The organism is Rhodococcus sp. H29-C3 (assembly GCF_030063405.1).
Classification (GTDB): domain Bacteria; phylum Actinomycetota; class Actinomycetes; order Mycobacteriales; family Mycobacteriaceae; genus Rhodococcoides.
The window spans coordinates 126,829-146,094 of record NZ_JASITC010000002.1; the positions used below are offsets into that span (position 1 = coordinate 126,829).

Annotated in this window: 20 protein-coding genes; 10 read left to right on the forward strand and 10 right to left on the reverse strand. The window is 62.0% G+C overall.

Annotated elements, in window-relative coordinates; genetic code table 11:
- Positions 1–45: 45 nt before the first annotated feature.
- Positions 46–1,440 (reverse strand): maltokinase N-terminal cap-like domain-containing protein, encoded by a 1,395-nt coding sequence (locus tag QMK32_RS04645; RefSeq protein ID WP_283473328.1) that lies wholly within the window; start codon positions 1,438–1,440, stop codon positions 46–48.
- 226 nt (positions 1,441–1,666) lie between these two features.
- Here QMK32_RS04645 and QMK32_RS04650 point away from each other — a divergent pair, with 226 nt between their 5' ends.
- From QMK32_RS04650 to QMK32_RS04660, 3 genes are all read left to right on the forward strand, one after another.
- Complete coding sequence (locus QMK32_RS04650) at positions 1,667–2,449, forward strand: pirin family protein (protein ID WP_283473329.1); 783 nt, start codon at positions 1,667–1,669, stop codon at positions 2,447–2,449.
- Between the two features lie 108 nt (positions 2,450–2,557).
- A complete protein-coding gene (locus QMK32_RS04655; protein WP_283473330.1) occupies positions 2,558–3,103 on the forward strand; it encodes a DUF4190 domain-containing protein in 546 nt (181 codons plus the stop codon).
- A gap of 118 nt (positions 3,104–3,221) precedes the next feature.
- Positions 3,222–3,671: a hypothetical protein gene (locus QMK32_RS04660; RefSeq protein WP_349307546.1), complete on the forward strand. Its 450-nt coding sequence runs from the start codon at positions 3,222–3,224 to the stop codon at positions 3,669–3,671.
- Here the strand turns inward: QMK32_RS04660 and QMK32_RS04665 are convergent.
- A complete protein-coding gene (locus QMK32_RS04665; RefSeq protein WP_283473332.1) occupies positions 3,645–4,742 on the reverse strand; it encodes a GGDEF domain-containing protein in 1,098 nt (365 codons plus the stop codon). The two genes, QMK32_RS04660 and QMK32_RS04665, sit on opposite strands and share 27 nt — an antisense overlap.
- Before the next feature lie 198 nt (positions 4,743–4,940).
- Here QMK32_RS04665 and QMK32_RS04670 point away from each other — a divergent pair, with 198 nt between their 5' ends.
- Positions 4,941–6,899 carry a M13 family metallopeptidase gene (locus QMK32_RS04670; RefSeq protein WP_283473334.1) on the forward strand — a complete coding sequence of 653 codons (1,959 nt, stop codon included), beginning with the start codon at positions 4,941–4,943 and terminating at the stop codon, positions 6,897–6,899.
- 30 nt (positions 6,900–6,929) lie between these two features.
- On the forward strand, positions 6,930–8,240 hold the full coding sequence (locus QMK32_RS04675; protein WP_283473336.1) for a cytochrome P450: 1,311 nt from the start codon (positions 6,930–6,932) through the stop codon (positions 8,238–8,240).
- On the opposite strand, the gene QMK32_RS04680 is transcribed toward QMK32_RS04675, so the two are convergent.
- From QMK32_RS04680 to QMK32_RS04715, 8 genes are all read right to left on the reverse strand, one after another.
- The gene (locus QMK32_RS04680; protein WP_283473337.1) at positions 8,221–9,297 is read right to left on the reverse strand and encodes an ABC transporter ATP-binding protein; all 1,077 of its coding nucleotides are present in this window, start codon (positions 9,295–9,297) and stop codon (positions 8,221–8,223) included. The two genes, QMK32_RS04675 and QMK32_RS04680, sit on opposite strands and share 20 nt — an antisense overlap.
- On the reverse strand, positions 9,297–10,616 hold the full coding sequence (locus QMK32_RS04685; protein WP_283473339.1) for an ABC transporter substrate-binding protein: 1,320 nt from the start codon (positions 10,614–10,616) through the stop codon (positions 9,297–9,299). The genes QMK32_RS04680 and QMK32_RS04685 overlap by 1 nt, the downstream gene beginning before the upstream one ends.
- Positions 10,617–10,645: 29 nt before the next feature.
- Complete coding sequence (locus QMK32_RS04690) at positions 10,646–11,536, reverse strand: carbohydrate ABC transporter permease (protein ID WP_283473340.1); 891 nt, start codon at positions 11,534–11,536, stop codon at positions 10,646–10,648.
- On the reverse strand, positions 11,533–12,462 hold the full coding sequence (locus QMK32_RS04695) for a carbohydrate ABC transporter permease (protein WP_269301646.1): 930 nt from the start codon (positions 12,460–12,462) through the stop codon (positions 11,533–11,535). Before QMK32_RS04695 ends, QMK32_RS04690 begins: the two co-directional genes overlap by 4 nt.
- Before the next feature lie 76 nt (positions 12,463–12,538).
- Positions 12,539–13,456, reverse strand: a complete 918-nt coding sequence (locus QMK32_RS04700) for a L,D-transpeptidase (protein ID WP_502943528.1) — start codon at positions 13,454–13,456, stop codon at positions 12,539–12,541.
- A gap of 95 nt (positions 13,457–13,551) precedes the next feature.
- A complete protein-coding gene (locus tag QMK32_RS04705; protein WP_283473342.1) occupies positions 13,552–14,142 on the reverse strand; it encodes an HdeD family acid-resistance protein in 591 nt (196 codons plus the stop codon).
- 53 nt (positions 14,143–14,195) lie between these two features.
- Positions 14,196–14,738, reverse strand: coding sequence for a DUF6764 family protein (locus QMK32_RS04710; protein WP_349307547.1), 543 nt, complete (start codon positions 14,736–14,738; stop codon positions 14,196–14,198).
- Between the two features lie 77 nt (positions 14,739–14,815).
- On the reverse strand, positions 14,816–14,947 hold the full coding sequence (locus QMK32_RS04715; protein ID WP_269301650.1) for a hypothetical protein: 132 nt from the start codon (positions 14,945–14,947) through the stop codon (positions 14,816–14,818).
- Here QMK32_RS04715 and QMK32_RS04720 point away from each other — a divergent pair, their 5' ends adjacent.
- From QMK32_RS04720 to QMK32_RS04740, 5 genes are read left to right on the forward strand one after another with little or no spacing between them, the layout of a single operon-like run.
- Positions 14,948–15,679 (forward strand): glycosyltransferase family 2 protein, encoded by a 732-nt coding sequence (locus QMK32_RS04720; protein WP_283473344.1) that lies wholly within the window; start codon positions 14,948–14,950, stop codon positions 15,677–15,679.
- An 8-nt stretch (positions 15,680–15,687) separates the two neighbouring features.
- Positions 15,688–16,629: an acyl-CoA dehydrogenase family protein gene (locus QMK32_RS04725; protein WP_283473345.1), complete on the forward strand. Its 942-nt coding sequence runs from the start codon at positions 15,688–15,690 to the stop codon at positions 16,627–16,629.
- Positions 16,626–17,390 carry a PIG-L deacetylase family protein gene (locus QMK32_RS04730; protein WP_283473346.1) on the forward strand — a complete coding sequence of 255 codons (765 nt, stop codon included), beginning with the start codon at positions 16,626–16,628 and terminating at the stop codon, positions 17,388–17,390. Before QMK32_RS04725 ends, QMK32_RS04730 begins: the two co-directional genes overlap by 4 nt.
- Positions 17,387–18,007, forward strand: a complete 621-nt coding sequence (locus QMK32_RS04735; protein WP_283473347.1) for an SAM-dependent methyltransferase — start codon at positions 17,387–17,389, stop codon at positions 18,005–18,007. Before QMK32_RS04730 ends, QMK32_RS04735 begins: the two co-directional genes overlap by 4 nt.
- The gene (locus QMK32_RS04740) at positions 18,004–19,263 is read left to right on the forward strand and encodes an EAL domain-containing protein (protein ID WP_283473348.1); all 1,260 of its coding nucleotides are present in this window, start codon (positions 18,004–18,006) and stop codon (positions 19,261–19,263) included. Before QMK32_RS04735 ends, QMK32_RS04740 begins: the two co-directional genes overlap by 4 nt.
- Positions 19,264–19,266: the final 3 nt, after the last annotated feature.

The window sequence follows — 19,266 nt, forward strand, 5'->3', positions numbered from 1 at the left end:
GCCGACTTGTCGGCCTCGATTCGATAGCTATCGCGAAGAAAGAGGCTAAGAACCAGCCCGGGCCGGGGCGTAGCGCCTGATCGCACGCATCGGCAGTTCCAGCCAGGCGGGCCGATTACGTGCCTCGTACACTGCCTCGTATACAGCCTTGTCCAGCTCGTATGCGCTGAGCAACGCTGATTCTTCGCGCGGGTCGGACCCGGTGACCGACGCATACCCGTCGCAGAACGATACCGAGTTTCTTCTCGCCCACTCCGAGGCCCTGGCATAGGTTGCCTCGGTCACGTTCGGATCGTCCAGCAGCAGATGATGAGCCGCATAGTCGAACGACCTCAACATTCCGGCGACATCGCGAAGCGCACTGTCTCGCTGTCTACGTTCCTCCAGTGGCTTTGCCGGCTCACCCTCGAAGTCGATGAGCAACCAACCGGTCGAGGTGCGCAGGACTTGGCCGAGATGCAGGTCGCCGTGGATACGCTGCACGGTCACCGTGCCCGCCGCCTCGGCGCCTGCGATGAGCTCACGAGCAGCTGGAAGATGATCGGCCAGCTCCGGTATCACGTCCGCCGCAGCTTCGACCCGAGCGAGGATCTCCTCGACGGCCGTCGAGGAGCCCACACGCTCGGCCGTACCCAATTCCCTCGCCAGATCCGCATGCACGTGGGCAACTGCCGCACCCAGGTCGTATGCCTCTTCGGAGAAATCGGAATCCAAGTCTGCTGCCTGTCGATCGCTCGCCAGCAGGGCGCGGACACTTGCCAAGGCGGTGGTCCACCCCTCTGCAGCGTCGGCCACGAAGTCCTGCGCCATTCCGAGCATCGAGAGTTCACCATCCGCCTCGGTCTCGACCCAGGCTCGCAGCGGAGCGACGAATCGGCATCCGGTGGCCGCCAACGCGCGATGAAGTTCGATGTCCGGGTTGACACCCGGGGAGACCTGCCGAAACAGCTTGAGCAGCAGCACTTCACCTAGCACTACCGAAGTATTCGACTGTTCCGCGCCCAACACCCGACCGAGCATCCCGGTCTCGACCGATTCACCCGGCACGTTTCGGAACTGGAGGGAGCCGATCGGCTGGGCGGCCGACAAGGCGTCGGAATACAGCGCAATGATCTCTGGATCACGCAGACCGTCGTACACGAAGTCGCCCTCGCCTACCGGCAACTGCCAGGGGGCCAAATCCTCGACCACAGTGTGTCGAAAGCCCAGCGGTACCTGGTAGCGCTGGACGCGGCCCCCTTCGGCCACGGGTGCATCCAGTCCGACGTCGACCAGGACGTGCTCTGCCTCTACCCCTGGCCGCGAACCCAGCGGGACCCGCGAGCTGACGATGAGGGAGACGATCAGAGAGCCCTTCGCTGCGAACCAGCGTTGCTGCGGAAGCCACGCCCGAAGCGCGGTTTCCAACTCTTCCGTGCTGATGTGCATCGAATCGGTCATAGATGAGTTCACTGGCCTCCGCATTCGCTCGGTCTACTTTCTCACTCTAACGATGAATCCGCCGACATGCGCGAGCTGAGCCGAGTGCAGAGCGGTCGAATCTCCGAATATGGCTACTCGATCCCCTTGATCTCACACACCTGTTGCACTGGATCGTTTTTCTTTCGTCGCGCGAAAGTTATCCGAGCCTGGCGACTATCGATCGTTCGACTCGTAGAGTGGGCCCATGTCCGCTCCACATCCTGCAAGCTTCGCTCCCATTCCCCACATCGACGTCCATCGCGCTGGCGATCGTGCGAAAACCCGTGTGGCATGGCTTAATTCGAAGCATTCCTTCTCATTCGGACAGCATTACGACCCGGACAACACTCATCACGGATTGCTGCTCGTCAACAACGACGACACCGTCTCTGCCGGAGAAGGATTCGAAACCCACCCACATCGCGACATGGAAATCGTGACGTGGGTGGTGCAAGGCTCGCTCGTACATCAGGATTCGATCGGCCACTCCGGAGTCATCTATCCCGGCCTCGCACAACGCATGAGCGCAGGCAAAGGGATCATGCATTCGGAGAAGAACGATTCCTGGCGCCTGACCGGCGAACAGCACCACGAGCCCGTGCGATTCGTTCAGATGTGGGTGATGCCGGACACCCCTGGCATCACACCCGGATACGAGCAACTCGAGATCGACGACGAATTACTGCGCGGCGGACTGATTCCCGTGGCATCCGGCATGAAGAAGCATCACGGACAGTCCGCGATCGGCATATCCCAGAAGTCGGCTGCATTGCACGCAGCACGGTTACTGCCCGGGCGGCCGATCACGATCCCCGAGGCGCCGTTTCTTCATGTTTTCGTCGTCTCCGGGACAGTCCAGATGGAAGGCGTCGGTGAATTGTACGAGGGTGACACCGTACGTCTGAGTTCCTCTGGTGGACAACGGATCGAGGCAAGTGCACCTGCCGAGATACTGGTGTGGGAGATGCACAAACGCCTGGGTGGGTGAGCAGCACCGTCGATGACAGGTTGGTCACGGCATCCGAATAGTCGAATGCCAGGCCAGGCAAGGCGCGTAGTCCAGCACTCACGCTCGTACGCATCGGAGGTCTCCGCCGTGTCAGACCAGCCGCCACCCGAGAACCCACCCCCACCCCACGATCCGCCCCCGGGTGGCTATCCCCCACCAGGCAATTACCCACCACAGGGCGGCTACCCACCAGGCAATTACCCACCACAGGGCGGCTACCCACAGCAAGGCGGCTACCCACAGCCGTCGCCGCCGCAGAATACCGCCGGCATCGTGGCGGTAGTGCTCGCGATCCTCGGCATCGTGCTCTGCTGGACGATCCTGGGCGGCATCATCTTCGGATTGCTGGCTATGGTTCTCGGTTTCATCGGTCGTTCGAAATCCAAAAAGGGCACCGCAACCAACGGGGCTATCTCCCTCGTCGCGATAATTCTGGGTCTGGTCGCGGTTGCGCTGTCGATCATCCTGCTCGTCGTCGGTATCGGACTGTTCAACAGCAGCGGAGGCAAAGACTTCGCCGACTGCATCAGTGATGCCGGAAACAACCAGCGTGAGCAGCAGCAATGCGCAGACAAGTGGCAACAGAACATCGAGGACAGGTTCGACGTGACCATCCCCAACGAACCCAACTGATCACTGGCAGCCGATTCCCAGCGAGGAAACCCAAGGACCGTGCTGGTTCGACGTCGACCCCATCCGTAGCGACATTCGTGAGGACCGTCCAGGAACAGCTTTCGAACTGGCGCTCCGGGTGCAGGATCTCGACAATTGCGTGGCGGCCGGCGCTGCGAACGCCGTCGTTGAAATCTGGCACTGCGATGGCGGCGGCATCTATTCCGGCTTCGAATCCGGCTCGACGGCAGCTGGCATAGGTGGCATCGGTGGCATCGGAGCACCCCCGGGAGGCGGTACGGAGCGACCCCCGGAGGGTGGCGGCATGGGCGGAACTCCACCAGGGGGCGGGATGGGAGGTGCGGGTGCGACGTCGGACGGCTGGTACAGCGTCGTCGACTCCGAGTCCGCTACCACCGACGACGGCACCTATCTACGCGGGCACGCCGTACTCGGACCATGCCGGCTGGCAGAATTCGAGCGATTCGATCGACGACGAAAGTGGTCTCGTCACCACGACGAAGAGCAGCGATGGATACATCGGCGCGGTCAACCTGGGCGTCTAGTCACCCGTGCGGCCGACGCGTAGCGGTGGATACGCAGCGACCGGATCAGCGACGACGACCTGGTTGCCGCCGCGGCGCTTGGCCTCGTACATTGCCCCATCTGCTTGTCGAAGCAGATCCGTCACGGTGCACACTCCGTCGCCGTCGACGGAAGCAGAATGTGCGACGCCGACGCTGACTGTCAGTGGGCAGATGTCCTGCAGCGAGTGCAAGCGAGTGCGCATCCATTCGGCGACCGAGATCGCTTGTTCGGCGGACACCGTTGTCACTACCGCGAACTCCTCACCACCGGTCCTCGCGACGAGCACTTCGTCGACGCGGAGTCTGCGCGCAATCAAGGTGAGCGCCAGGTCTCCGCCTTCATGTCCGAAGCGATCGTTGATCGACTTGAATCGGTCGACATCGATGACCAAGACCGACACCTCCCTTCCACCTCGGAGGAAGCGCGGTATCGCCTCGTCCAGCCCTCGTCTGTTGTGCAGGCCGGTTAGCGGGTCGAGCATTGCATCATCTGCGTCGACCCGCAGGTTGAGCAGTATCGACTGGAGAAATACGGGCGTGGTGAACATGACGGGCAGCAGCATGATCAGGTGCGACCATGCGAGACCGTGATCGAGATTCGGTGACGCCAGAATGAGTAAGAACATTCCTGCCACGGTTACCGCAGACCAGAGCAGGTGCGCCATGAGCAGCTTCGGACTGTGAAAGACCTGGACGTACAACCCGGTTGCTGCGAGAAGCACACATATCGGAAACGACATCTGTATCGACCCGTAGGACAACAGTGCCATGGTGGTGCCGATATCGGCGTAGATGACGAAGAGTGTGCTGATCCGCTCACTGGGCCACGGACCACGCACCCACAGGGCACCGACCACGAACGACGAGATGACAGCGGACACCAGGACAGTCCTGCTCACCATCGAACTCGGCGGCACCGCTGTCAGAAACGCGGTGAGTCCAGCGAGCCCGAAGAAGATGCAATTGAAACCGATTCCGATGCGGTATGCACTCAAGGCACCTCGCGCCTCGAAATACTTCCTCATCCGCATGTAGTTGCAGGGCTGAGCCCACCATCTGCGCAGAAATGTCACGGTGCAGTGCCTTCCACGCCGTTACCCACCCCGTTTCCCCCGGGACCTTGATGGAACCAGGTTCGTCCGCGATCAGACTTCGCGGTAGTTTCGATATCGTACCCATTTCCGCTGGTCTCGACGGGCTTTAGCGATCCCGGTTCGGCTTCGGCTCTCGGGTATCGGCCGATTCCTCGCAAGAGTGTAAAGATGGTTTACATGACTGCTGTTGTTAATTCCGGAATCGACCTCAGCTACGCAGACCCTGACACGCGCGCGCAAGACGACCTGTTCGTGCACGTCAACGGCAAGTGGCTCGAAAACTACGTAATCCCGGCCGATCGTGCGGTCGACGGCGCATTCAGAACTCTTTACGACAAGGCCGAAGAAGACGTGCGGGCGATCATCCAGGAGTCCGCGGCCTCGAATTCACCCGTGGGCACCGACGCACAGAAGATCGGTGACCTCTACTCGAGCTTCCTCGATGCCGATGCCGTCGAAGAAGTTGGACTCACCCCGATCTCCGACGAACTCGCCGCCGTCGCCGACGCGACCGACCTCGTGACGCTGGCCGGCGTGCTCGGCGGTCTGCAACGCACCGGCATCGGCGGGGCCGTCGGCCACTACGTCGACACCGACGCCAAGGATTCCTCGCGCTACCTCGTGCACTTCTCGCAGTCGGGAATCGGCCTGCCGGACGAGTCGTACTACCGCGAGGACAACTACGCCGAGATCCGCAGCGCCTACGTGGCGCACATCTCGAAGATGTTCGCTCTCGCCGGGGTCGACTACGACGCCCAGCGCGTCTTCGATCTCGAGAAGAAACTCGCTGCAGGACACTGGGACGTCGTCGCGCGTCGTGATGCCGAGAAGAGCTACAACCTCGTCGACTTCGATACCCTCGTTCGGAATGATTCCGGATTCGATTGGACCGCATGGATTTCCGGACTCGGTGGTACCACCGAGCAGTTCGCTGAGATCGTCGTTCGCCAACCGCCGTTCGTGTCCACCTTCGCCGCACTGTGGGTCACCGCAGACATCGAAGACTGGAAGGCATGGCTGACGTGGCGCATCATCCACGGTCGAGCGAACCTCCTTTCCGCGGCTCTGGTCGAGGAGAACTTCGCCTTTTACGGAAAGACTCTCAGCGGTACCGAGGAGAACCGCGAGCGGTGGAAGCGTGGAGTGTCACTCGTGCAGGATCTGCTCGGTGAATCCGTCGGGAAGCTGTACGTCGACCGGCATTTTCCGGCCGACGCCAAAGAACGCATGCAGGTTCTCGTGAAGAATCTGCAGGAAGCGTACCGCCGCAACATCTCCGATCTCGAATGGATGAGTCCGCAGACTCGGGCGAAAGCACTCGAGAAGCTCGAGAAGTTCACCCCGAAAATCGGCTACCCCGATCGTTGGCGGGACTACTCGGCCGTTTCCATCGATGCAGCTGACCTCGTCGGAAACTACCGCCGCGGACATGTCGCGGAGTATCAGCGCGAGCTCGACAAACTCGGTGGGCCGGTGGACCGCGACGAATGGTTCATGACCCCGCAGACGGTCAACGCGTACTACAACCCCGGAATGAACGAAATCGTCTTTCCTGCAGCGATTCTGCAGCCACCGTTCTTCGATGCAGCGGCAGACGACGCGGCCAACTACGGCGGCATCGGTGCCGTAATCGGCCATGAAATCGGCCACGGATTCGACGACCAAGGCGCGAAGTACGACGGCGACGGCAACATGGTCGACTGGTGGACCGACAACGATCGCACCGAATTCGGCAAGCGCACTGCCGCATTGATCGAGCAGTACAACCAGTTCGAGCCCAAGGCGCTGCCCGGTCATCACGTCAACGGTGAGTTCACCATCGGTGAGAACATCGGCGATCTCGGCGGGTTGTCCATCGCCATAGCCGCCTACAAGATCGCGCTCGGTGGCGACCAAGCGCCCGAACTAGACGGCCTGACCGGCCTACAGCGGGTCTTCTTCGGCTGGTCGCAGGTGTGGCGGACCAAGGCACGCGACGAGGAAGCACTTCGCCGACTCGCGGTCGACCCGCACTCACCGCCGGAATTTCGCTGCAACGGCGTCGTGCGCAATCTCGACAGTTTTCACGAAGCCTTCGATGTACAGCCTGGAGATGCGCTGTACTTGGACCCGGAAGAGCGCGTCAAGATCTGGTAAGACGCGTCGCGTAGGAGGGGAGCAAGTAAAATGAAAGCTCGAATCAGGTGGCTCGCCGCACATGGGGTCGTGCGCTACGGCGCCAAGAAGGCAGCGCAGGCCGGCGACCCTCAGGCCATGCTCGTGGCGGATCCCGCGACACGGGAGAATCCGCGAGAGGTGTTCGAGCGCATTCGCGCGTCGGGGCCGCTTGTGAAGACCCGGATTTCGACTATCTCGGTCAGCCATCGCGTCGTGTTCGACCTCCTACGCTCCGACGACTTCCGCGTCAGCGAACTCGGGGCCAACCTCCCCAGGACGCTTCGCTTCATCGAGAAGCACACGCGCTCGAGTGCACTGCACCCACTCAAGCCGCCTTCACTTCTCTCCGTCGAGCCTCCGGAGCACACGCGCTATCGCAAGCTGGTCTCTTCGGTCTTCACTCCGCGCGCGGTGGCCAAGATGCGAGAGATGGTGCAGGAGACTGCGGACCGTCTACTCGACGACCTCACGGCAGGCGGCGTCGAAGTAGACATCGTCGACAAGTACTGCGCTCAGCTTCCGGTCTCCGTGATCAGCAACATTCTCGGCGTGCCGGACAGCGAGCGGGCGCGTGTCCTCGAGTTCGGTGAGATGGCTGCACCGAGTCTGGACATCGGCTTGTCGTGGAAACAGTTCAACCAGGTCGAGAAAGGGCTCGAAGGTTTCGATGCCTGGCTGGGAGATCATCTCGCCGAACTTCGGAAAAACCCAGGCGCCGATTTGATGAGCCAGCTCATTGCGGCCACCGAGGACGGCGTCGGTCTGAACGACGAAGAGCTCCGCTCGACCGCCGGGCTGGTACTGGCAGCAGGATTCGAGACGACGGTCAATCTGCTCGGCAGCGGAATCCGACTTCTGCTCGACCACCCCGACCAGCTCGAGGTACTGACCCGCGACCCCTCGCACTGGCCCAACGCCGTCGACGAGATGTTGCGCCTGGAATCACCGGTCCAGCTCACGGGTCGTCTGGCCCGTCACGACGTCGTCGTCGAGGGCATCGAAGTACCCAAGGGCGGGCTGGTGGTCCTCGTACTGGCAGGGGCCAATCGCGATCCGGACGTCTTCGACGACCCGTATCGGTTCGACGTCACCCGCGCCAACGCGAACAAGCATCTTTCGTTCTCGGGTGGGCGTCACTATTGTCTGGGTGCATCGTTGGCGAAGGCCGAGTCCGAAGTCGGCCTGAAGACGCTCTTCGACAGATTCCCCCACCTGCGTTCGGCAGGTGAGGGAGTCCGGCGAGAAACCCGAGTCCTGCACGGCTGGGCATCCCTGCCCGTAGACCTCGGGCAACCTGCGGCTACAAGCGCGAGCCGGTAGTAGCGGAGAAGAAGAACACCTCGTCGAGGCTCGGGACGAGCCGCACCGTCTGGCCGAGACGGACGTCCAGCTTCCGATCGACCCGAACAGCGAACCGGCCGGACTGGGTGCTCCAGGTCGCGCCGGGTTCGGGTGCCGCGTACAGGTACGATTCGGCGCCCAGTTCCTCGATCAGTTCTACGGTCGACGTCACTGCGTCTACGTGCTCCCCGACGAGCCGCCACGATTCCGGCCGAACTCCCAGCACCACTCGATCCCCGGCACCACGGGGAGCCGGAATGCGCAGATCGCCGATCATCGCAGCACCCTCGAGAACAGGAGCATCGACGAGATTCATTCCAGGAGAACCGATGAACCCTGCGACGAAGGTATTCACCGGATTGTCGTACAACTCCCTCGGTGGAGCGATCTGTTGGAGCTTTCCGTCGAGCAGGACCGCAACTCGATCACCCATCGTCATGGCCTCGACCTGATCGTGAGTGACGTAGACCGTCGTCGTACCCAACCGCTTCTGCAGCCCAGCGATTTGCGCCCTGGTACTGACGCGAAGCTTCGCGTCGAGGTTGGACAGCGGTTCGTCCATACAGAACACCGTGGGCTTACGAACGATTGCCCGCCCCATGGCAACTCGCTGGCGTTGACCACCGGACAACTTGCCCGGCTTACGGTCGAGCAACGCTTCGAGCTCGAGCATCTTCGCAGCCTCATGGACGCGCACCGCGGTATCCGCCTTGCTCATTCCCGCGTTCCGTAGCGCAAAACCCATATTGTCGGCGACGGTCATGTTGGGGTACAGCGCATAGTTCTGAAACACCATGGCGACGTCCCTGGCCCGTGGTGCGAGCCCGGTGACGTCGATCCCACCGATGTCGATTCGGCCGCTCTCCACCGATTCGAGCCCGGCGAGCATCCGCAGCGAAGTCGACTTACCGCATCCCGACGGCCCGACCAGCACGATGAATTCGCCGTCGGCGATATCGAGATCGAGACTGTCGACTGCCAGCGACTCAGCACCCGGGTACCGGTGCGAGACGCCGGCGTACTGGACCGCTGCCATTACGCGGGAAGATTCGGGGTGATCTGGCGGTCGATGATCTGTTGAAGCTGATCGGCGACACTCGCGAATGTGGTTGCCACATCAGCGTTCTGCAGCGCGATCTGCTCGAGACCCGTACCGATGATCTTGTCACCACCGGGGACGAAGACGCGGGCATAGTCCTGGCTGCGAGTGAACGCAAGCTGGTCGACGGCCGTCTTCGCATTCGGATTGGCTTCGAGGAACGCGATCTCACTCGGATCCTGCTGGGCAGACTTTCGAACCGGCATGTAACCGGTGTTCTGTGAGAAGTAGGCCGTGTTGGCGCCGTTGGTCACGAAGTCGATGAACTTGAGCGCATTGACCTTACGTTCTTCGGAGATTTTCGACGGGATGGCCAGTCCGGCTCCACCCGTCGGGCATCCCGGCTTTCCATCCGACGACGGCAGGAAGGCCGTGCCGAACTCGAAGGTTGCGTTCTGGTCGATACTCGACAGGTCACCGGTCGAGGCGATGGTAGAGGCGATGATGCCTGCACCGAAGTCGTTGGCGATGTCGTTGGACACCCCGGCGTACTTCTTGGTGTGAATCGAATCCTTGAGGAATTGTCCTGCAGCAATAGTCTTCTCGTCACCGAACTTCAGATCGAAGCCCTCGGAGTAGCTGCCGCCGAACGTCCAGATCGGCCCCTCGTACGTCCAACCGAGGTAGTCCACCGCGTTGCCCCAGCCGTGGGCCAGCTTGCCGTTGCCGACGACGGCCGCGATACGTGGGCCCCATTCGTCGAATTCAGCCCACGTCGTGGGTCCGCGATCCGGCAATCCTGCCTGTGACCAGACTGCCTTGTTGTAGTAGAACAGTGGGGTCGACCGCGCGTACGGTAGCGCCCAGTGGTTGCCGTTCCAGTTGTAATCGCCGAGAAGCGAATCCACGTAATCAGTGGAGTCGACCCCTGCTGCAGAGAAATGTTTGTCGAGCGGTTCGATCGCACCGGTGAGCGCGTAGTTGAACCACCAGACATCGGACAGTACGACGACGTCGGGTACATCGTTGCCGGACAGTGCCGCGTTGAACTTTTGCGACACCTCCTCGTAGTTCTTGCCGCCGTCGATCAGGTTGACGGTCAGGCCCGGGTTCTCGGCCTGGAAACGCGAGATGAGTTCCTTCTCGAAGTCCTGCGACTTTCCAGGATGATTCGACCAGAAGTCGATCGTGTTCGCGTCCCCGGTTGCTGCGTCACCCGACGAGCTCGTACCCGGGCTGCTGCATGCTGCGAGCGCCGCACCTGCTGCCAATGTTCCAGCGAGAGTGAGGAAACCGCGTCGATCGAGGTTCGCCATCTTGTTGTGCTCCTGTCGATGAGGATGAATCAGCCTTTGACCGCACCGGAGGTGAGGCCTTTGATCATGTGGCGCTGGAGGGCTAGGAAGACGATGAGAATGGGTGCGATGGTGAGGATCGTGGCAGCCATGACCGCGCCCCAGTTGGTGTAACCCTCACTGTTCTGCAGCAGGGTCAATCCGACCGGCAGCGGCGCAACGGAGGAGTCGTCGGACATCAGGAAGGGCCAGAGGTATTCGTTCCACTCGGTGACGATCGTGATGATGGCGAAGGCGACCATCGTCGGCCCGGACAATGGCAGAACCACACGCAGCAGCAGCCTGATCGGTCCTGCTCCGTCCATTCGTGCCGCTTCGATGATCTCGACTGGAAGCGACAGAAAGTGATTGCGCATCAGGAACGTTCCGAAAGCCACGCCTGCCAGCGGCAGAATGATGCCTTGAAAAGAGTTGCGCCATCCCAGATCGGAGATCAGCGAATAGTTCGAGATGACCGTGATCTGATTCGGCACCATCAGTGCAGCGATGATGACCAGAAACACGAAGTTCTTGCCCGGAAATCTGAGGAACACCAGTCCGTACGCGCTCAGGACACCGAGAACGAACTTGATCGACGACGTCGCGACCGTGATGATCAGTGAGTTCTTCAGATAGGTGAAGAACGGCACTTCGGTCACCGCCTCGGCGTAGTTTTGCGGACGAAATACGCCCGGCCACCACGTCACCGGTTGGACATAGATCTCGCCCCGCTCCTTGAAGGAGGTGATGAGAATCCAGAACAGGGGTAACCCGATCATGATGAGCACCAACACCATTGCGAGGTATCCGAAGACAGTGGACAGGTGTCGGTTCCGTTGCGCGTCGGGGGCCAGGACGGGCGACCTCGTCTCGGTCCCGATGCGCGGCGCGGTGAGTGTCATCGCTGATCGTCTCGATCCATGATTCGGACCTGCAGGAGGGTCATGATCAACAGGACGACGAACATGATCGTTGCCACCGTTGCGCCGTATCCGGCACGGAAGTTGCGGAACGTCTCTTCGTAAACCTGGAACACCATCGTCGTCGTACCGTTTCCGAGCGGCCCGCCGCGCGTCATCACGTTGATGATGTCGAAGACCTGCAACGAATTGAGCAAGACTGTTATCGAAAGAAAGAAGGTCGTCGGACGCAGTTGTGGGAGAAGAACTTTACGGAAAGTGGTCCACCGACCGGCGCGGTCGATCTCTGCCGCTTCCATGAGTTCCTTGCGGACGCCCTGCAGCGCAGCGAGGTAGATGACGAAGGCGTAACCGAGGTTCTTCCACAGATATGTCACCGTCACCATGAACAACGCCCAGTGCGGGTCCTGATAGAAGTCCGGGGAGGTCAGGCCCACTCGGTGCAAAAGATCCTGCACGAGACCGAAGTTCGGATCGAACACGAACTGGAAGGCAATTCCGATCGCAGCACCCGAAATGACGAAAGGTGCGAAGATCGCGGACCGAACGAAGTTGCGACCGCGGAGCGCTCGATCGAGCAGCATCGCCAGTGCCAGACCGAGCACCAGGCTGCCGACCACTGCCGCAATCGTGAACACCACGGTGTTACCGACGATGGTCCAGGTGTCGTCACGGGAAAACCATTCGCGATAATTCTCCAAGCCGATGAACTTCGACGTCGGCGACGAAAGGTTCCAGTCGTAGAAAGAGAATTGGAAGTTCTCGATCAACGGTCGATAGGTGAACACGACCAGCAGAACGAGATTGGGCCCCAACAGGATCAGGAACAGTGCGTAGTCGCTCCACGGCCGACCGAAGAATGATCTCCGGCCTGCCGCGGGCAGCACTCGTTCGGTCGTTGTACTCACCGGGGGGACTGTGCTCACCCGCAGCGAACGAAAGGTGAACTACTCCCGAACTACCGAGAACGTCGAAGCGAAAGAACTAGCGGTTCCAGTCACCCAAGCCGTCGGAGCCGCTCAAAGTGCCACCGCCACTGTTGACGACGACGACGGGATCGCCCTTCTGCGAGTTCTCGAAGAACCATTTCCCATCCTCGGTGCTGACGTTCAGGCAGCCGTGGCTGACATCCTCGTAGCCCTGCGAGTCGACCGACCACGGAGCGGCGTGGACGAAGATGCCACTGTAGGAGATGCGCGTCGCGTACTCGACATAGGTGCGGTATCCCTCGGGCGAATCGACCGGTACGCCGTAGGTGGACGAATCCATGTACATATCGCGGAACTTCTCGCCGACGAGGTAGGTGCCGTTGGGCGTCTCGTGCCCGGCCTTGCCCATCGATGTCAACATCGTCCTGACGACCTCACCGTTGCGCGTGATCGTCATGGTGTGGGTCGCGTCGTCCGCGGTAGTGATGACGGAATCTCCGGTAGAGAAGTCGGTGCGCGAACCCGCTGCTTCGACGGTGACCTGAGTATGTGCCGGATAGAACTCGTTCGGCAGCCACCTGACCTGGCTGTCGTTGATCCAGTAGAAGTGGCCGTCGACAGCAGGCGAGGTCGTGATGCGAATTGCACGTTCAGCCGCACCTCGATCGCCGATCGCCTCGTTGAAACGGATTGCAATCGGCTGTGCGACCCCGACTACCTCACCGCCGGACGGGCTGATGGACGGATCGGAGAAGTTCGCAGGTGCCAGGCGCGGGATCTGCGGCTGAGGCACCGGCGCGGCTGGGTCCGACGAGCCCGGGAATGCGGGGAGAGTGGGCGCCTCGGGACCGCCGGGCCAGAGTGGAGCGGCCTGAGCCGGCGCGATCAGCGCACTCATACCCACTGCAGCCGTCACGGTCGCCAGAGACAGGCGGACGGCGAATCGGCGCGATGTCCTAGATGCGAATGCCATAACTGTTCGGTCCATCCTTAGTCTTCCCCGAGCGTGTGGATCAAAATCCATTAACACATACCCGGCCGACATTGTGCGAATCGAAATCGGACGATTCAGATCATTCCGGCCTTCTTTGCCATCGATCGCAACTGAAATGCCGAAACGACGAATGCGACGCCGAAGAGCAACGCGAACACACCGACCAGCCAGACGATGCCCAGGATGCCGCTACCAGGGAAGAACACCAGAATCAGGCCGAAGAGGAGTTCGAGAACACCCGCGATCATGAGCCCTACCCAATGCGTTGCACCGTCGAGTCGCCGTAGTCGCAGAGATCCTGCGATCTCCAGAATTCCCCCCAAAATCGCCCAGATTCCTATGACGAAGACAACAGCGAGTGCAGTTATGTTCGGCCACACCAACGCGACAATTCCGGCGGCGAGCGAGACGAATCCGCCGAGCATCCACCACACCCAGCCCGATTCGACCCTCCTCGACCGAGCGGCCCGAACGATCGCCGACAGCCCGTCGACGATCGCGTAGGCACCGAAAACGACGACCAGAGCCCACACCGTGACATCCGGCCAGGCCAGGGCAACGATGCCGAAGACGATCGCCACTATTCCGCGTATGAGAACCGCCCACCAGAGGTCCTTGCCGATCCGCAGAAATGCCTCTTCGTTGGTGCTGAACTGTGTCGACATTGCCATCCCCCTCATATGTTGTCGAAGCGAAGATTTGTGATTGTAAAAGCCACTCACCGAGGTGAGACGACGCCAGATCTCCAGGCGGTGGTGCCGTCGGACAGGCAACTCTGTCCGGTAGTGAAATTCAGTGCGAGACCTGCTCCCGCGTCACACCGCACGCCTTCCGAAGCAGTCCCGACGAACGTCTGGCCAGGGGCCAGCGAGATAGCCACCGCGACGGCTCCGGGATCGGGCGAGACGATCGACACCGCATTGTGGCCGAACGCGAGTGCGCCGACCTGGCCTGACGCTGTTTCGGCGGCGGCGACGGCACCGCCCTGGGCCAGACCGACGGCGTTGCCACCGACCTGGGCGCGCGCGAACGCGACTGCATCGAGCGCATGGGCAAATGCGTTGCTCGTTGCGTCGGTGCGAACTCCGCATGCACTCGTCCCGTCGACGAGCACATTTTCCACCGGCGGCTGTCCACCGCAGGACAGCTCGGCTCCGTGCGCCGTTCCGGACGTCAGCAATGCGACCGGAACACCGATCAGTACAGGGCCCGCCACCAGCGCTACCTTCCGCGCTACTCCACGTTGAAAGAACACCGCCACACCCTTCCTCGTGAGCCGCCGACCCGTGTTTGGATTGTGCCACTAACGGGCACTACCTTGCGGGTCTATCGGACCTATCAGCATTCCGTCGAGCCACCGGCGGCAGAAGATGTCGAGTCGGATGCGCGGACGTCGAATTCACCGGACGGTCCAGGTCCGGACGCTTCGCCGTGCCAGCCTTGCGATCGGCTACCGCGAAGGATGGACACGTGAAAAACTGTTCGGCTCGTATTCGACAGATCGTCGTCGTTGTGCCGGTTCACAACGAGGAGGACCTGCTGCAGAAAGCATTGACGTCATTGACTCGCTCCCGCGCGTCCGTCGAAGAGGTGGACGTACGCACCATCGTGGTACTCGACACCTGCTCCGACAATTCCGCGACGATCGCCGCGGAATGGGCAGCGCACACGGACGAGAGCTCGGTGATATCGGTCGACTTCCGCAATGTCGGATCCAGTCGCGCGGCGGGGTTTCGAGCTGCCCTGGGCCTCTCGTCCGGGCTGCAACCTACGAATCTGCACGAAACCTGGTACGCGACGACCGACGCCGACAGCACGGTCCGTCCCGACTGGTTGGCCTCGCACCTACGGCATGCGCAGCGCGGTGCCCAGGCCGTCGCCGGCACCGTGCGCGTCGATCTCGACTCCGCGCCGGCCGGCCTCGACCGTGCCTACCGAGCGGGTTACCGCAACCAACTCGGGCACCGCCACGTGCATGGCGCCAACCTTGCTCTCCGTGCGGACGTCTATCGAGCCGTCGGCGGGTTCCGTTCATTGCCGACCGGAGAGGACGTGGATCTGATTCACCGCGTGGAGAGCAACTCGATCCCGGTGTTGTACGCATGCGATTCCCCGGTGTCGACGTCGAATCGGCGTGACGGCCGCGCACCCGACGGGTTTGCCGGGCACCTGCGCAACCTCGAAGCGGCGATGACGCAGTGACAACCGACATGGCTTCACGCCTGCGGAAATGGGTAGTCGAGGAGTCCACTGACCTGCCGCTGCCCGGCGCAGGTAACACTGATGCACGGTGGCAAGCCCTGGCAATGCTGAGCAGGGAGAACACCGTGCTCGGACGCCTCGCCGAGGGGCACGCAGATGCCGTCGCCATCCTCGCCGAACTCGACGGCCCGAAGCCCCGGCGCGGGCAGATCTGGGGCGTCTGGGCAGCCGAGCCGCCCACCCCGGTACTCCAGGCCGTTCATGGCCAGGGTGGTTGGAAGCTCACCGGGGTGAAACCGTGGTGCTCGGGTGCCCACATCTGTACCGATGCCCTCGTGACGGCGAAGGTCGGTGACCGGTCGCAGATGTTCGCAGTCGATCTGACACAAAATTGGTGCTCCCCGATCCCACACACGTGGCATGCAGTCGGAATGGCAGGAAGCGACTCGGGTTCTGTTCGGTTCGATGGTGCTTCGGCGAAACCTGTCGGTGAAGCCGGCGCCTACATCGAACGTCCGGGTTTCTGGCACGGTGCCATCGGCGTCGCGTCGTGCTGGTTCGGTAGTGCATGTGCGGTGGCCGACACCCTGCATGCGGCGGCTCGCTCCGGCGGTGATGCGCACAAGAACGCGCACCTGGGCGCGGTCGCGGCCGCACTGGGTGCCGCTTCGAGCGCGTTGACGACCGCTGCCGCCGAAATAGATTCCGATCCAATGGATTCCGATGGGCAGGGCCGAATTCGCGCCAGGGTAGTACGGGCCATCGTCGAGAGCGCCGCCAGCGAATGCATCGATCGAGTCGGCCGAGCACTGGGCGCAGGCCCCCTGTGCGCCGACGCGGAACACGCCCAGCGTGTCGCGGATCTGAGCGTGTATCTGCGGCAGAGCCACGCCGAGCGCGATCTGGCAGCATTGGGTGAAGACATTGCTAAGGAGGACTATCCGTGGTGAGCGGCCGAGAAGACATCACCCACTCGTTCGACACAGACTCAGATTCGGGAACTCCCGAGTCGGCGTGGCGAGCATGGGATCGCAGCTTTCCCTCACTCGATCTCACTCGGTGCAAAAAGTTGATCGTCGTCGCACCGCACCCCGATGACGAAGTGCTCGGAGTCGGCGGGCTGATGTCCATCGCTGCCGCCGCCGGAATCGAAGTGTCCGTAGTTGCGGTCACCGATGGTGGCGCCTCACATCCCGGTTCGCCGACGCTCTCGCCCGCCGACCTCGTGCGCGAGCGTCCCCGCGAGTCGGAGCGAGCCGTGGCACGACTGGGGGTGCGCACCGCTCCGACGCGTCTGGGGTTCGAGGACGGCGCTGTTGCCGAGCACGAGGACGAACTCGCGCACGCATTGACCGATTCGATGCACGGCGGCCCAGGAACGTGGTGCCTGACGGCATGGCGCGGAGACGGACATCCCGACCACGAGGCCACCGCCCGCGCCTGCATCACTGCCGCGTCGCGCACCGGTATCGCGATCCTCGAGTACCCGATCTGGATGTGGCACTGGGCCTACCCTGATCATCCCGACGTTCCGTGGAGTCGGGCATTCGAGGTCGACCTCGACGCCAACGCGCGAAAAGCCAAAGAGGCTGCGGTACAGGAGTTTCAGACGCAAATTGCACCACTCTCGGAGCATCCGGCCGATCGAGCCGTGCTACCTCCCTTTGCGCTGGAACGCCTCCTGCGACCCCGTGAGGTGATCTTCGGATGACACTGAACGGGGACTACTTCGATGCCGTCTACGCCGAGGGCACGGACCCATTCAGGTTGCGCGCCAACTGGTACGAGGAGAGAAAGTACTCGATCACTGTCGCCTCCCTCCCCCGTCCGCACTACCGTCGCGCCCTCGAACCCGGTTGCTCGGTCGGGGTTCTGACCGAGAAGTTGAGCGCGCGGTGCGAGGCGCTGATCTCGACCGACATCGTCGATTCCGTGCTGGATACCGCCCGCGCCGCCGTCGATGATGAGACAGTGAACTTCGTGAAGTGGTCATTGACCGACGACTGGAGTGCTGTGGCCGGTGAGGAGCCGTTCGACTTGATCGTGCTCAGCGAGGTGGGGTACTACCTCGACGAGGCCGACCTTCGGCTGGCCGTCGATGCTGCCACGACGCATCTCGAACCGGGCGGCACACTTCTCGCAGTGCACTGGCGTCATCACGTGACGGACTACCCTCTGACTGGAGATCGCGTTCACGCGGTGATCGGCGAGAACGCCGAACTCGAACGGCTAGGGGGATACATGGACGAGGACTTCGTGTTGGACGTCTTCACCCACTCACGCGGCGACGCTCAGCAGTCGGTCGCGCGACGTGAGGGCTTGGTATGAACGGAGACACCTCGACCAGGAGTTTCGACGGCGGGGGCCTCGAATCAATTCTCGGACCGGGCAGCCTTCACATCGATTTCGTCCCACTCGTCGACCTGCTGACTTCCGAGGTCATCGGACACGAAGCCATCGTCGGGGGTCCCGAAGGCTCGGCATTCGGTGATCCGGCCGCACTCGCCTCGGCCGCCCGCGCGATGAACATGACGGTCGATCTCGACCTAGTTCGATGGGAAGGCGCCGTCGGTCGTATCGCAGACTCCGATGCGTTGAAAGCCGTTCCATTGTTCATCGCCATCGACCCTGACTCGCTTCCACATCTCCCCGACCGTGTCCAGGCAGGTTCAGGCACCGCAGTCCTGCAATTGGACGAAACCTCACTCATCCGCCGGCCTGCACAGCTCCTACGCGCCGTCGCTGACGTTCGACGCCTCGGCTGGGCCATCGCCGTCGATCACGTCGGCGTCCGGCCGGAGTCCCTGGCCCTGCTGCCCCTGCTCGAACCCGATGTAGTCAAGTTGGACCGCTCCCTGATCACCCGGAAACCGAGTCTGTTCACCGCCCGCGTCGTCAATGCCGTCGCCGCATACACCGAACGAACCGGTGCCATCGTCATGGCCGAGGGCATCGACACTGAGGAAGCTGTGCACATCGCGCTCGCACTGGGCGCACGCGTCGGGCAGGGCCGTTACTTCACCGAACAGAACCGGTCGCCGGTAGAGCCGTCGGAAAAGCTGTCTCCGTTGAACTTTCGCACCTCGCCGGAACGTGGATCGATGCCACGATCCTCGCCGTACCAACTTGCCGCAGCGGGTCGGGACAGCAAGCCGTCGACCAAACGTTTGCTTGTCGAGATGAGCAAAGGGCTCGAATCCATTGCGAGCCAATCCCTGCAGACCGCGGTGATCCTCGGCTCGTTCGAGAAGCGTGAACACTTCACCGTGCTTACCGCACGTCGATGGGAGGTCATGGCAACTCAGGCAGCATTGGTCGGCGCACTCGCCCTCGGTATGGGCCCTGAACCGGCACCGAAGGTACGCGGAGCCGATCTGGAGCTAGGCGATCCGGTGTGCGACGAGTGGGTCGTGGTGGTTCTGTCACCGCATTTCTCGGCGGTTCTAGCCGCAAAAGATTTCGGCGACACCGGCGCGGACATGGAACGCAGGTTTTCCTACGTACTCAGTCACGACCCGCAACTGACCGTCGACTGTGCGCGCAGCCTGCTCTCACGCCTACCAGTGGAACGAACCGGGCTCTAGCAA